We start from the raw sequence: 14,119 nt of genomic DNA, 5'->3' as shown, positions 1-14,119 counted from the left end.
GCGGGCGGGCGCGTCCCCCCACATCTCCACTAAATCCCGGGCTGGGTGGGGGGGGGGGGGGGGGGGGGCCGCCCCCCCCCCCCCCCGGGGGGCCCCCCCCCCCCCCCCACCACGCAGATCGGCCGTGCACCGGCCGACGCGATCCTCGGCACCCGAAAACCGAATCAGGAGAAAGATCCCCATGCCGACCACGCTCGAAGCCCCCGCCCGCGCACAAACCACGTCCGGGGACGGCACGGGGCGTCCCGAACTCGCCGCCGACGTAATCGTGCACCCGCCGGTATCCGCACAAGGGCATTGGACGGTGCAACGAGGCCACGATCGCTACGCCCGCGTCAGCGGCGATGCCGCCCGGCTGCTGCGGGCGCTCGACGGCACACGAACGGTGGAGCAGCTGACCGTGCAGATGGGACCGGGATGGTCCGTTAGCACGGTGGCCACCGCGCTGGAGGCCTTCGCGGAGCGGGGCTGGCTGGAGGACGGCACCCGCCGCCGCACCCGCCCGCGTCGGATCGGCTTCGTGCGTCCCCTGACGGTGCAGTTGACTCTGTTCGACCCCAGCCGGATGCTGCGACGGCTGCGGCCATTCCTCGTCCAGCTGGCCGGCCGGGGCGGCATCTGCGCCGCGCTCCTCGGCGCGTCGACCGCGCTCGCCGTCCTGCTCTCACGACGTGGTGATCTGGGCCGGGTGCTCGGCGAGCCGCTGCCGCTGCCCACAGTCGCCATGGTCTTGGGGCTCGCCTTGGCGGGCACCGCGGTCCACGAGTTCGGGCACGCCGCGGTGCTCGTCGCCCATGGTGGCAGTCCCCGCCGCATGGGTGTGATGTTGTTCTACCTGGTGCCCGCGTTCTTCTGTGACGTCACCGACGCGTGGCGGCTGCCCCGCAAGCGGCAGCGGGTCGCGGTCGCGCTGGCCGGCAACGCCGCCGAAGCGATCTTCGCCGGTACGGCTGCTCTGATCAGCCTCGCACTGGGGCAGACGACAGCCGGGCAGGTCGTGCTGCTCTACGTCGCGTTCGCCATGGGCCGCAGCGTGTTCAACCTCATCCCGTTCGTCAAACTCGACGGCTACCTCGCCCTGATGAGCCACCTCGATATCCCGCACCTGCGCGACAAAGCCACCGCCGACGCGCGGTCGGCGTTCTCGCGGCACCTGTTCGGCGGGACCCGCCCCCCGATGTTGCGCCGTCGTGGCTGGGCCGTTGCCTTCGGCGTGTGCTGCATCGTGTTCCCGCTTGTCCTGCTGGGACGCGCCGCGCTGGTGTGGGCGAGCCTGCTGCCGATGTTCGGTCTCGTGGGCGCGTTGCTTGCACTCGGGTTGGTTGCTTTCCTGGTGCTACGCCTGGGAATGGCTGCCGGCCGGATGATCCGCTCGGCGCGTGCCTCCGGCGCGGCCCGCACCCGGGTCGTGGCGGTCACCCTGCTGCTGACCGCCGCGGCCGGCGCCGTGCTGGCGTTCGTGCACCTGCCGACCCAACTCAGCACCGCCTACATCACCACTCCCGGCGGGATCACCGCCGTCGTGCCCGCCGGCACAGCGCCCGCGCTGCCGGCCGGAGCGCCCGTGACATTGCATTCCGGCGGCGGACTGCTCACCGGAGGCCGGAACGGATCGGCCACGCTCGCCGACGCGCCCGCCGGCCACGCTCAGGTGCCGATGTCGGCCTTCGTGCCGGCCGCGGATATGACCACCCCGGTGCCGGTGACCCTCTACCGGCTCCGCGGTATCGACCACGCCCCGGCCGATCACGGCACCGCGGTGATCACCACCGGGTCCACACCGCTGGCCGCCTGGCTTGTCGACCACTACCTCAGCCCCGCCCTGCGGAGGATCGCCGGATGAACCGGGCCGATCAGACGTCGAACTCGGCCCCCGGCGCCGCAAGCGTCTGGCCAGAAGCGTTGTCCGAAAATTGTTGGGTAGCCAACAAAGGGGATCCCGAGCTTCTCTCGCCCGAATGGACGCCACAGTTGACCAGGCCAGGGGTCGCCCGCTGGTGATCGCGGGCCACCGGTGGTTCCCTCGGCAATGCACGGTTCGTGCCCGCCGAGCAGAACTGGGTGTGCTCGGCACCGGAGCACAGCAGTGCGAGTTCGACGGGCTCACCGTCGCGTCGGCACCAGTCGTTTCTGACGACGACCGGCCGCCAATTAGGTGCGCGTAGCCGACGGGAGTGAGGTGCGCAGTTGCCGGCGTCCGGTGATGCCCAGTTTGCGGTAGACCGAGGACAGGTGCATCTCGACGCACCGGAGGCTGACGTGCAGGTGCGCGGCGATCTGTTTGTTCGTGCGGCCGTCGGCGGCCAGTTCGGCGGTGCGCTGTTCCTGGGTAGTCAGAGAAGTACGGCGGGCTTGTGCGGGCACGAGTGGGCGGGCGCCGGTGGCGCGGAGTTCCTCGTTGATGCGCGTGGTCAGGGCGGTGGCACCGCAGGCTTCGGCAAGCGCGGCCGCGGCGTGGAGGTGGTGGGTGGTCTCGTCGCGGTCGCCCTGACCGCGGCGCACGATCGCCAGATCCAGCAACGCCGTCGCCGTGAGGTAGCGGGCGGGCGAGGCGTGCAGGGTGTTCACCGCCTGGGTCAGTGTCGCGGCGGCTTCCGCGCGGTCGCCGATGGCGCAGCCCAGTGCGTGCAGGGCGCTGCCGATGGCGCGCGCGGTCCCCCATCGACGGGCGGCGTCGAGGTCCTCCTCGGCCAGCTCACGTGCGGTGTCGCGGTCCCCGGCCGTGGAGTGGGCGAGTGCGGCGTGGTAGCGCCAGGGGAGGATGACCGGGTTGCGGATGTCCCACAGCCGGGCGCGGCGCCCGCAGTCGTTCAGGTCGGCCAGCCCCTGGTCGATCTCGCCTGTGGCCAGGCGCAGCCGTCCGCGTGCCAGCAGGATCCAGTGGTAGTGCAACAGGTGCGGGCAGGTGCCGAGCAGGCCATGGGACGTGAGCAGCTCGTGTGCCTGGTCGTACTGGCCGGAGTCCACCAGTACCGCGAGCAGTTGGCCGCGACAGTGCATGGCGTCGTAGTCGGTGTCGCCGGGGCACCAGTCGGCGAACAGGCCCAGCGCGGTGCGCAACGCGACTTCAGCGTCGGCGAGGTCTCCGGCGACGCGGGCGGCGGTGCCCCGGAACATCATGATCATCCCCGCGGTGCGGACCAGGCCGCCGTCGAGCACGACCGTCTCCATGCTGCGGCAGTAGCGTTGGACGACGCCGAGTTCGTCGGCGTTGATCAGGGGGTACAGCCCCCACTGATCGGCGGCTCGCTGGTGTCGGCCGGGGTGGGTGAGCGTGGCCGTGGCGGCGGCGACCGAGTCGTCGCGCTCGTGACCGCGCCGGGATTGGTGGAGCGCGATGAACCCCGCTCGGGCGGCCTGCAGGGTGGGGTCGGCAGGGACCAGCGTGGTCAGCCGCCGCTCCCACTCTTCGGCGTGTTCGGTGGTGGTGGCGGGCAGCCAGGTCGCCGTGAACCGGGCGTGGGTCAGTCGCCACCGCATGTCCGTGTCATCGGGATCGAGCGTCGCCAGTGCGGTCTCGGTGATGGCACGAGCTTCGTCATGGTGATTCAGTGAAATGAGCGCGGGTGCCAAGCTCAACGCCGCCCGCGCCGTCTGAACGGGGGTCGTCGCAGCCTCCAGCGCGTCCCGCAGGCAGGCCACCCCGGCTTCGAGGTCGTGCGCGAGGTGCGCTTCGCCGAGTTCGCGGAGTAGCTCGGCGCGCTGGCCGGGAGCCATCGGGGCGGTGGCGGCGTGACGCAGGTAGGTCGCAGCGGTCTCGGGGGCACCGGTGGCCAGCGCCTGGTCCGCCGCCTGTCGCAGGGTCGGCACCGCCCAGTCGGGCTCCGGCGGACCGGCCTGCAACAGGTGCGTGGCCACCCGGCTCGCCGGTGCGCCGGTCTCGTGCAGGATCGCCGCGGCGTCGGCGTGCCGGATCACGCGGGTTCCGGCGGGGAGCGCGGACAGGACCGCGTTGCGCACCAGCGAGTGGGTGAAGGCGGGCGGCCAGGCGTCGCGCAGCACCTTCATCCGCACCAACCGGTCCCATTGATCGACGACCACGGCACGATCGAGTCCGGTCATCGCGGCGGCGAGGTCGAGTGTGGCGTCCTGGCCGAGGATCGCCACCGCCGTGGCCACGGCTGCCGCGTCGGGGAAGGGGCGCAGGCGTCGTCGGAGGGATTCGGCGACCGTGGTGCCGCCGATCCCCGCGACCTCGGCGGTGGTCAGCGGTCCTGGTGCGCGGCGTTGCCTGCGGCGTACCGCGGCGAGCAATTCGGCGAGCAGGAACGGGTTACCACCGGTGGCTCGGTGACAGGCGGCGGTCACGGTGTTCTCGACCTGACCGCCCAGCGCCTGCCGCACCAGTTCGGCGGTCACGCGGCTCGCGAGGCCCTCGAGGTGGATCCGGCGGGCGTGCCTGGCCAGGTCGGCCATGCACGCTTCGGCCACGACGGGTTCGCCGGTGGTCACCGCGAGCACCACCAGCACCGGCTCGCTGGTGAGCCGTCGTGCGGCGTAGGCCAGGTAACGCAGCGACGGCGTGTCGGCGAGGTGCGCGTCGTCCACGACCAGCATCACGGGGCCGCGTTCGGCGAGCCGGAGCAGCACTCCGTGCAAGGCGTGCAGCGCACCTCCGGCCACCTGGGGCTCGCCCCGCATCTCCGCGGCGACACCATCGATGATCGTGGTCGCCATCCGGCCCGCCCCGGAGACCAACTGCTCGTGGTCGGGCTGGTCCTCCAACAGACCGGTGAACACCTGGTGGACGACCGCGAAAGGACACTCGTCCTCCAGCGGCTCGCCATGCCCGAAACCGACGACGACCCCGGCGCGCTCGGCGTCGGCGATCACCGCGCGCAGCAGATGGGATTTGCCGATTCCGGACTCCCCGTCCAGCACCGCCACCGCGGAATGTCCCGCTTGGGTCTCGGCGAGGAGTTCGGTGAGCTCGGCGATCTCCTGGCCACGCCCGTCCGCGGACCCGCTTTCCACCACCACGGCGCGCTCCCTTGAGAAACCGGCGGCACTTACGTACGCGACCCTGATGACCCGCCACCCTGGCTGCGTCGGCTCTCACCTGATCGCACGCTCCCACAGCCTAATGCGCCGCCGACATGACCGTCGTCCCACGAACGAGTAGCACCTCGACACGGTTAGACGTCGCCGGGCATGGCGGCGGTGGGCTGAGTTCGTGACCGGGACGGATCATTCAGCGGCAGGATGAGACGCACGACCAGCTCATTCACCGCGCGGAAATACCCGTCCATGCTTCACGGTCATGTTCCCCGTTGTCCGCGGCCCACACAAACTCGGCATCACCGGCTGGCGCCACCTCACCGGCTCCCTGACGGTCGGGCAACACCAGCTCCAGGTTCGCCACTCTGACAGGTAAAGCCGAATTCCTGTCCGCTCCACGCCAACGTCACCAGCAGGCGAGCGACGGTGGGGTGGGGTCGACAGGCCCGTGACCCCACCCCACCGTCTACGACGTGCCGTCAACTGGTCGTCTGGACGCTGGAGTGCGCCGCGGCCAGCCCGCGAACTTACCCAATCACTCGGCGCCGGGTCCCCACTTCAGCGGGAATGAACCGTTCACGCAGAACTTTACCCCGGGCAAGCTGGGCATGGCGAGCACCTTGCCTTTCTTGTCTTTACAAATCGCTTCGCTCACGTCCTCGGGGATGAAGAGCAAAGGACGGTAGCAGATGTCGCCGATCGCCCTGCCGTGTTTCGCCTCGCAGGTCTTCGTCGTGAAGATCGGAACGTCCGAGCGGTGGTGCGGTGCGGCGGTGGCAGTTCCGGACAAGCCGAACACCGCGACTACCGCCACAATTATTGCGCTCAACATTGTTGCCACGCTTCGCATTAGAGATCGCTCCCTAGAATCGGCCTTCGACACGCATGCAGGTGATCGACTGGGGCGAGGTCATATATACTGGGTTGTCCTCCGTCTCGACCCTCGCCGTCGACCACTGATCAGATAACCGCGTTCCTTGTATAATCGCCAGGCTTATACCGCGAAAGATGTCACATGTCGCCCGCTTGCTTGTCGGGCAAGCAATCTGCTTAAGGTGTCACAACCTGGACGTGCGGATCGCGCTACTCTTTCGTGGTCAATATCCCCCGTGGCGGTGACCGATTGTCAGCGAAAGCGGACAGTGGCCGATACACCCGCTGTCGAGTCAGGGATAACCCGTGGGTTTCGAGGTTCCTCGTCTGGACCACGTGGGTCCGATCCGCCCAGGACCAGGGCGTTCACACTCCTTTGGGTGATCATCTGTCGTGCTGACTCCACGTCAGCGATCGTGAACCGATCTCGAACAGGTCGAGAATGCGCCGATCAAGCTGCAGCCAGGGCCGGGCGGGTGAATCTGGCGGTGGTGCGGGACCCTGCGCGGGTGGCGGGTGCCGGCCAGCCCAGAGGAGGTCGCGGAGTTCGAGACCGACGTGCTGGCCGGGTTCGTGATCGCCCGCGCGTCGGCCGGGCTGGCCGACGACACGATCAGCTCGGACGTCGGTCACCGGGAACAGGTACGAACCTGGTTCGCCACACCGTTGTGGGACAGGGAACCAGCCGACGCCGATGCCGGCAATAACTGACTTGCCCGGTGTTCGCCTACCGGCCTCTGATTCGGGGAATGTGTTGCGCTGCCTCGAGTTGTCGACGCAGAGCGTCGTTGTCGAGGCTGAGCCGCTGGATCTGCGCGCAAGCAAGGTCCAGTTGTGCGCGTAGCTCCTGGTTGTCGCGCCGGAGCAGGGTGAGCGAGTCCGCGTGGGAACCTGCTTCTGGCCCGGGGCCAGTCGGAGCCGTTGCCGCATCGGCCAGGTTGTGATCGCGCCGCGTGGCGAGGGCGGCTACGACTGTGGGGTAGTTGCGGCGGAAGGTCGTGTTGGCCAGACCGAGGGCCTGGGCGAGCGCGAGGACGGAGACGCGCCCGCTGTGAGCGCGCATAGCGTCAAGGGTCGCGTGGACCTCCGCCACGGTCGGCAGGCCGATGCGTTGGCTCACGACGTCTCCATGGTGTGTTGGCCGAGCAGGCGGCGGATGGCGTTGCGTCGTTGCCGGAGTTGCTGGTGCGGGAGTGGCGGCAGAGCCGGTCGACGGTTGAGTTGCTGGTCGATGCGGTCGAGCTCGTAGGTGAGGGCCGCGACGTTGGTGTCGGTGAGTGCGACGTTGCCGCAGTCCAGCGGTCGGCACCGGCTCAGCACGGGGAGCAGCGTTCCCTGCTTCCCGTACTGCGGCTGGCAGAGCGCTTTCCCTGGGGTGAAGACGCAGGTGCTGTAGGTGCCGGGGTAGACATTGGGTTCGTGGCGGTGCAGGTAACGCCGCACCCGGGTGGGATCAGCGAGGATCATTCCGGCGTACCGCGCGTCGGTGCCGAACTGCTGGAGACGTCGCGTGGCTTCGTCGGCGGCGGGGCCGGTGAGGTGACGGTGTTCGTGGTCGGTGGCCATCTGCAGGAGTTGTTCGCCGCGGAGAAGGGCTTGCTCGCTTTCGACTTCGGCGCGGAAGCCGGAGCGGGAGGTTCCGGCGTAGCCCTCGAACATCTGGATACCGTGGTGCTTGTACTGGATGGCCCCGGCGATGGTACCGCCGGGGCGGCGGGCGATAAACCATGCCAGTGTGCGCCGGAACTGCCTGCTGGACAGCACAAAGCGAACCCCATTGACCAGTGGCACGTCGTCGTCGCGGTTGCGGGAGGCGCAGTAGTCGTTGATCCAGTCGACGAAGGCGTTGAACCGCACGTTGGAGGTGCTGGTCGTGACCACGGCCGAGCGTGCCTTGGCGCCCTGATGGGACAGTGGCGCGAGCAGCAGATCCTGTTGGGGTGGCTGGAGTTGCTCAAGAACCGCGACGGCCCGGGCGGCTGGGGCACCGATAATCCAGGTCGCGGTCGTCCCGGCGGGGTCGGGCTGGCCTTTGAACACGAGGCTGGTCAGCACCCACCGGTAGACGGCTCCGGTGGTGTCGCGCCGCGCAGTGACGCTGCCGCGGCGGATGTGCTTGAGTTCGCTGTCGCGCATTCCGGACAAGAACGCGACCACGATGTGGCACGCGGTCTGCAGATGTCGTGCGAGGACGTCGACGGACTGCGTCGGATGGAGAACGGCAATGCCCTCGAGCCAGGGACGGTCGTCGAGTTTCCCGGTGATCTTGCGGGTGAGCCAGGTGTGTTCGGTGATCCCGACCTGCTCGATCGCGGCGGTGAGCTGTTGCACCAGGGCGGGGGTGGCCCGAAACCGGTATGGGGCACAGCGGACCTGCGCGGAGATGAAGCGGGTGTTCGGCCGCCCGTTGAAACCGGGCACCGGTTCGCGGCGCGCAAGGAGGTCGCCGAGGTAGTCCGCGAGCCGGTCGCTGACCTGATCGATGTCGATCCCGGCGCCCTCGGCAAGGTCGAGTCGGTGCTGGTATTCCTCGCGGGCTCGCAGGGCCGCGAGAATGTCGGGGGCGAACTCGTCGACGAACCGCAGAGCCCAGGCCAGCAGCGGCCCGAGCACGGGTTCGGGGATCCGGTCGGTGCTGTTCTCAATACGGGTGACGGGTTTCTTGCCCCAGGCGGCGATGTAGCGGGGGTCGACGGTGAGGCCGTCGTCGAGGTGGGTGCGGTAGCGCCATAGCATCCCGACGGCCAGCCGGTATCGGCTGCGCACGGCCGCGGTGATGTCGCGTGTCGCGAGGTGCTGGTCGTAGGCGACCAGGTCACTCGCGGCGAGCGTGGCGATCGCAGGCCCTGGCGTGCCGCGGTGTGAGGCGGAGTCGGTGAGTAGCCAGGTCAGGAACCGGGTGACGCCCTGGACGATCTGCGGGACGGTGGCGATCGATTGGCGCTTCTCGCCGGGCGGCGGCGGAGCGGACAGCAAGGCGTAGCAGAGTTGTTTGACGAGCGACCGGTAGCGCGGTGGGACACGGTCGAAGTGCACGACGACGGCGCCGGTGTGGTGTTGCAGCACGGCTGGGGACAGGTCCCACGACGGGTCGCCGAATCGGGAGGTTCCGGCCACGTGCACGCCGTCGCGCAAGGGCCGATCGGCCAGGACTAAACGCTCGTCGAGTGCGGAGACGGGGTCGATCAGCGGTTCGGTCACGGCCGCTCCCACGGGGCTTCCACCAGATCCAGCAGCGCGTCGGGCGGGGCGGCCTGACGAGCGTGCTCCAGCTGGGCGGGGGTGAACTTGGGGTAGACCTCGTGCTGGATCGCCGCCCACGCGGGACCGTAGCGGGACCACCAGTCCTGCTCGGACAGTTCGCTTCGCCGGCGACTGAAGGCGGTCATGAGTCCTGCCAGTGCGGGCAGGTGGGCTTCGGTGATCACGCAGTTGCCGCAGTGAAAGCAGTCCAGAAAGGACAGTGGCTGGCAGGCGCGGCCGGTGGTCGGTCGGTGCTGCGGGTCGCGGCACCCGGACCACGCATTCTGGTCGACCGCGGACGTGCCAGGCTGGTTCACCGTCAACGACACCACTCCGCCGGCATGCAGGGCGGTCTGGTGCGCGGTGAGCGCGGCGGCCTCGGCGTCGGCGACCGCGTCGCTGAGCACGGTCTCGGCCCAGTCCCGCGTGGTGGCGTCGCCGCGCAGGTAGTTGGCGAACAGCACCGGGATGGTGTTCGAGCGCGCCGCCGAGGGCAGGTGCCCGCCGACGGCCCGGGTGCGGCGGACTTCGACACTGGTGCGCAGCCGCGGCAGGCTCACCGACAACCGTGCCCTCGCCTCCTGGTCGGTACCCACGTCGGCCCGCAGATCGTGCCGGGCCGCCCACGCCGCGGTACCCAACGGCTGGTTCAGAGAGCGGGCGAACGGGTCCCGATGCTCAGCGGGTCGCCCGCGGTCGGCGGACCTGGCGGCGTTGCGCCAGACCGACCACACGCTGGACGCGCCGGTGACCGCGCGGGAACGGCGCATCAGCCGATGCAGCAGCAGATACAGCCCGCCGGGGGAATGCAAGCGCCGATGCGGTGGCCCGATTTCCCAGGTGACCGTGTCGTGCCAGCCGCGTGCACCGCGACGCCGCTTGGTCACCTGCAGTTCCACCGCCCGGTCACCGACGATCCGGTGGGCGGTGGGTAGTTCTTTCACCGTTTCCCCGTTGCGTCCGGAGACCGCCACCATCAGCACCAGCAACGGCACCAGGTCCGCGCGGGTCACGAACAGCTGGGCCGCGAGCTCCTGGCGCTGCGCCTGACGCACCGGCACCCCGTCGGTCGCGGTGGGCACGACCGCGGTCTCATCGATCCCGGCCAGCTGTGCGCCCAGCACCCCTTCGGTAGCGGTCAACGAGTCCGGCGCAGAACGCCACGCGTTCACCAGGCGCTCGCCAGCCGTCAGCCGCCGCTCGATCGCGGCCACGTCGGCGCGGGCGGCGGTGATCAGGCGCGCGAGTTCGGCGTCGGAATAGCCGGACCGGCTCACGTGCGCCGCCCCGAGGACACGCTGGGCCAGCACCTCCGCCGCACTATCCGAAATCCGGCTGTGCCGGGGAAACAGCCGCGTCAGACGCCTCAACTCGGCGAGCTCGGGACCGGCAGTGCGGGCCGCCGCGGTGCGCAGTCGGTCGCGCCGGTAAGCCTGCACATGAGCCGCCGTCAGGGCCGAGGGTGTCTCCGGCGGGGAAGGACGCGTGGCCAGGAACCGCACGAACCGCTGCAGCTTCGCCCACACACCTCGAGCTGACTCCCGCGTGCGCAGACCGCCGGTCGGGCCGCACCGTGCACCGAACGCCACGGCCAAAGCTTCATGCCAGCCCGGCAACGGCAGCGCCCCGACGCGCCACGCGGCGCGGCGGCCGTCATTCCCGACGAACCGCACCACCAGATCACGACCGTCGCCCGTGACTGGTTCCAGTGCGGGATAGGAGCCTGGGGGCATCGGCGCGGGCCGGCCCGGGTACGTGCTTCCGCGCCCGCTCACCCAGCGCCCCCGCCGATCGCCTGCGCGCTCCCGACCGCGTTGACGTCGGCGAGGGCGGGCGGAGCCGTCCAATCGTCGGGCACCAACGCCCGACGCGTCTGAGCCTCCAACTCAGCAAGGGTGTGCAGGTAGATCTGGGTGGACACGACCGAACGATGCCCGAGCAACCGCCGCACCCAGTCCAGCGGATCACCGAACACTCGCACGTAGTGTCCCCGCTGCTCGTCGGACAAGCCTCCCAGCGCCGCTAGATGACCCCGCTGCAGCTGTTCGAGCGTGATCACCGCGAAGGAGTGCCGCAGCATGTGCGGGTGCACCGCGAGCGCGACCGACACGGCCCGGCAGCGGTCGTTCGCCTCCTCGAACATCTTCTTCCACCTCGCGACCGACAACGGCAACCCATGCTCACCCAGCCACCAGGCCGCCGGCTCCAGCCCTTCCTCGGTCTCCACCAGCAGCCGGAGCCGCTGCTCACCGGTCAGGCTCGCCACCTTCACCCGCTGCCCGCCAACCGCCGTCGCCCGCGGCGTACGGCAGTAGGGATCCTCGACCACCAAGGGGCGGCGGATGCGTGCGTAGCGTCCCTCCGCGCGAGCGCGCTCGATGACCTCGACGCGATCGCAGTCCCGGTACGCCACCAGGTCGCTCACGACGGAGCCCGGGACGTACACGGTGCGCGCGGAGCCGCCCTTGGCGATCGCCTCCGGCAACCAGAACGGCTGATACGCCGCGCCGTCCCGCTCACGCGGAACCTCCACGATGGTCAACGCGGCCTGCTCGCTCAACCGCAGACCCGTGCGGATCATCAGGTCGCAGAACACCGCGTTCCGTCCCGCCCAGCGCCCCCGAAACCCGGGCTCCGGCAGCCCGTGCGCGGTGAACCCGCGCACGCCCACATCCCGCCACCGCCGATACGAGGCCGCCGGTAGCCACTGCACCCGCGCCGCGGACGTGTCACGAGCCACGGTGGCGGGGCGCTGTTCGTCCAACGTGGACCGGCCCGCCCAACCAGCCGTCACGGGTGCCGCACGACGTGCCTGCTGCGGGATGGGATTGGTCGGCACGTGCCCGGCCCACACCGCCCACCGGAAGAACTGGTTCACCCCGGTCAGCTCGCGGTTCCAGGTCGCCGCGGCAACGAGCGGCCCGTCCGGGTCATGACGGCGCCAGTACAGGTATGCCAGATGGTCCTTATCGGACACCGCGTCCCACCGAGTCACACCCCGAGCGGTCCACACGAAGGTCAGGAACGCAGCCAGATCCCGCGCGTACCCCACCTGCGTCCGTGGCGACGACGACCACATCCGCGGGCTCCGGAAGAACCCGTTCAACCGCACGTCGTACTCGAATCGCGGCGACACCAGGAACGGCATCCCCGGCGCGACTTCGGCGGTGCGAAGCCACGACGACCAGTCGCTCACCCAGCCCGGGCGGACGTCTACCAGGCCGGGCACCTCGGCGGGGGTGACCGCGACCCGCCACCTATTCATGATCATCAAGAGGGATAGTGCGGTCAGTGACCGACTATGCACAAGTCGAACGCCACACACTCCTCCACGCGCTACACACAGCACCGCGGGGAAGACGGCGTTACTCTGTTCGAGGTGAACGTATGAGCGAACAATGACCCGTGTGTGAGACGTTGTCAAGCCAACTGTCACACCGTTGTGGCATGGTCGCAGCGGGCAACACACGGCGACGTCCGCCGCGTTCACGGCCTCCCGGGCCAGCCGGGACACCGGTGTTGAGGTGACCATCGAGCAGAGGGAGAGCGGATGCCCGACGAGCAGAACGAGGACGTTCCCGACCTCACCGGCGCCACCGCCTACGCGGTCACCGGCCGCGCCAGCAACGGCTGGCGCTACGTCATCCTGGCCGACGGAGAAACCGTGCGCGTGCGACGCCCGGACGGAACCTGGCAACCACCCCGCGACCCCGAGAAACAGAAGTTCCCCATCATCACCGCCGCCACCCTCCGCCGTGGAAAGGAAACCTGGGAACCCATCCCGCTCGACCAGATGTAGGTGCGAACGACTTCGCCCCGTCACGTGGTCGCCGCGGCAACCTGCCGAGCGGCCACTCCCGGCCGCGGTCTGAAACGTCGCACGGGCCGAGGTGGGATCGCCCGATCTGGGTGTGACGAACAGCCGTACTTGACGTGTGTCAACGCGAGTTGTCGTGGGGGCGGCTTTCCAGTGGCATCGGGTGAGAGTGTCTGTGGTTCAACCGCATCGTGACCTTCCTCGCGGCCGAGGGCGGCTGTGGCTGGTCGCACCGCCAGGCCCCTTCGTCTTCCGCTTTGCTTCGGGTGTGCCACGTGGGTCTGGTGCCGGTGCAGGTGGTGGAGCTGGCCGCATGGGCGGCGGGCACGGCGGCCAGGAGCGCGCTGGCGGTGAGGGTGATGACGGCGGTGAGGGTGGCCAGCCGCCGGCGGGGGTCATGAGCGGTTCCTTTGTGGAGGGTGAGGTGGACCCGCGCGGGGTCGGTGGGCTGCTGGGGTATTGGGCGGCCGTGCCGATCCCGCGGGGTCCTGGTGAGTCGATCTGAGGTGTGGGCGGAGCGGTGTGGGTGGGTTAGTGGAGTTGGAAGTTGGCGGTGTGGGCGGTGCCGTCGGTGAGGGTGACGGTCAGGGTGCGGCAGGTGTTCGCCCACGCGGAGTCGGTGGTCCAAAGGTCTGCTACAACATCACCATCACCGGACGCGGCAGTGGTGCCTGGACGCGGCTCGTGCGGGCTCCAGTGGGCAACACCCGCACGAGCTGCTACCGCGCCGAGGCAGCCTCGGCCCGACTGCGCCGCCGCCCGCGAACCGATGTCAAGGTCACGGTTGGCGTTGTGGACGAGGGCGCAGGCGCGGACAGCCCTCCTGCCCGATCCCGGAATCCGACATCGCCCGGGATTCCAGCCGTCGATGAGGCCGCGCGGGCAGCAGCGTGTCCGAGTCTGGACGCCGGAGTGGGTTCCGGGCGGTGTTCGGCGTGCGGGTGTCGCGGTGGACCAGCCTCACAGGCCGGTGATGTTGCCGACGACCGTGCCATCCTGGCTGGTCAGGCCGCCGGGAGCGAGGCAGTCCAGGGGGCTGGGTACCAGGTAGGCCCAGGTGAAAACGGCGGTGTCGCCGGTGAATTCACCGGACGTGACGGTGCCGGTGCCGGTGTACTGCTGCACTCCGTCGACGACGGTGACTTCGGCTTCGTTGAAGGCGATGCGCGAGGTCTGGCCGTTGTTCCA

At 69.7% G+C, this 14,119-nt stretch carries 12 protein-coding genes; 4 read left to right on the top strand and 8 right to left on the bottom strand.

The features are described 5' to 3' along the window. Nucleotides 1–181 precede the first annotated feature (181 nt). Complete coding sequence (mpaP, locus tag ACFWX1_RS20185) at nt 182–1,843, top strand: daptide biosynthesis intramembrane metalloprotease (protein WP_378389394.1); 1,662 nt, start codon at nt 182–184, stop codon at nt 1,841–1,843. 308 nt (nt 1,844–2,151) lie between these two features. On the opposite strand, the gene ACFWX1_RS20180 is transcribed toward mpaP, so the two are convergent. Both ACFWX1_RS20180 and ACFWX1_RS20175 read right to left on the bottom strand, forming a co-directional pair. Continuing rightward, complete coding sequence (locus ACFWX1_RS20180) at nt 2,152–4,980, bottom strand: ATP-binding protein (protein WP_378389392.1); 2,829 nt, start codon at nt 4,978–4,980, stop codon at nt 2,152–2,154. Between the two features lie 553 nt (nt 4,981–5,533). Beyond that, nucleotides 5,534–5,839: a hypothetical protein gene (locus ACFWX1_RS20175; protein WP_378389390.1), complete on the bottom strand. Its 306-nt coding sequence runs from the start codon at nt 5,837–5,839 to the stop codon at nt 5,534–5,536. A gap of 548 nt (nt 5,840–6,387) precedes the next feature. On the opposite strand from ACFWX1_RS20175, the gene ACFWX1_RS20170 reads away from it, so the two are divergent. Then, nucleotides 6,388–6,582, top strand: a complete 195-nt coding sequence (locus ACFWX1_RS20170) for a hypothetical protein (RefSeq protein ID WP_378389388.1) — start codon at nt 6,388–6,390, stop codon at nt 6,580–6,582. A gap of 16 nt (nt 6,583–6,598) precedes the next feature. Here the strand turns inward: ACFWX1_RS20170 and ACFWX1_RS20165 are convergent, their stop codons facing one another. From ACFWX1_RS20165 to ACFWX1_RS20150, 4 genes are all read right to left on the bottom strand, one after another. Further along, the gene (locus tag ACFWX1_RS20165; protein WP_378389386.1) at nt 6,599–6,991 is read right to left on the bottom strand and encodes a hypothetical protein; all 393 of its coding nucleotides are present in this window, start codon (nt 6,989–6,991) and stop codon (nt 6,599–6,601) included. Continuing rightward, a complete protein-coding gene (locus ACFWX1_RS20160) occupies nt 6,988–9,072 on the bottom strand; it encodes a hypothetical protein (protein ID WP_378389384.1) in 2,085 nt (694 codons plus the stop codon). Before ACFWX1_RS20160 ends, ACFWX1_RS20165 begins: the two co-directional genes overlap by 4 nt. After that, a complete protein-coding gene (locus ACFWX1_RS20155) occupies nt 9,069–10,640 on the bottom strand; it encodes a hypothetical protein (RefSeq protein ID WP_378389382.1) in 1,572 nt (523 codons plus the stop codon). Before ACFWX1_RS20155 ends, ACFWX1_RS20160 begins: the two co-directional genes overlap by 4 nt. A 245-nt stretch (nt 10,641–10,885) precedes the next feature. Next, entirely contained in the window at nt 10,886–12,385 is a 1,500-nt protein-coding gene (locus ACFWX1_RS20150) for a tyrosine-type recombinase/integrase (protein ID WP_378389380.1), read from the bottom strand. A 279-nt stretch (nt 12,386–12,664) separates the two neighbouring features. On the opposite strand from ACFWX1_RS20150, the gene ACFWX1_RS20145 reads away from it, so the two are divergent. Both ACFWX1_RS20145 and ACFWX1_RS20140 read left to right on the top strand, forming a co-directional pair. Further along, nucleotides 12,665–12,913 carry a hypothetical protein gene (locus tag ACFWX1_RS20145; protein ID WP_378389378.1) on the top strand — a complete coding sequence of 83 codons (249 nt, stop codon included), beginning with the start codon at nt 12,665–12,667 and terminating at the stop codon, nt 12,911–12,913. Nucleotides 12,914–13,244: 331 nt separating this feature from the next. Continuing rightward, on the top strand, nt 13,245–13,436 hold the full coding sequence (locus ACFWX1_RS20140; RefSeq protein WP_378389376.1) for a hypothetical protein: 192 nt from the start codon (nt 13,245–13,247) through the stop codon (nt 13,434–13,436). Nucleotides 13,437–13,462: 26 nt separating this feature from the next. Here the strand turns inward: ACFWX1_RS20140 and ACFWX1_RS20135 are convergent, their stop codons facing one another. Beyond that, the gene (locus tag ACFWX1_RS20135; RefSeq protein WP_378389518.1) at nt 13,463–13,702 is read right to left on the bottom strand and encodes a PxKF domain-containing protein; all 240 of its coding nucleotides are present in this window, start codon (nt 13,700–13,702) and stop codon (nt 13,463–13,465) included. A 189-nt stretch (nt 13,703–13,891) separates the two neighbouring features. Continuing rightward, nucleotides 13,892–14,119, bottom strand: a 228-nt coding sequence (locus ACFWX1_RS20130) for a hypothetical protein (protein ID WP_378389374.1), incomplete at its 5' end; no start/stop codon positions are given.

The sequence above is a fragment of the Amycolatopsis sp. NPDC059021 genome, from assembly GCF_042739895.1.
Classification (GTDB): Bacteria; Actinomycetota; Actinomycetes; order Mycobacteriales; family Pseudonocardiaceae; genus Amycolatopsis.
This window is presented reverse-complemented; position numbering and strand designations above follow the sequence as displayed.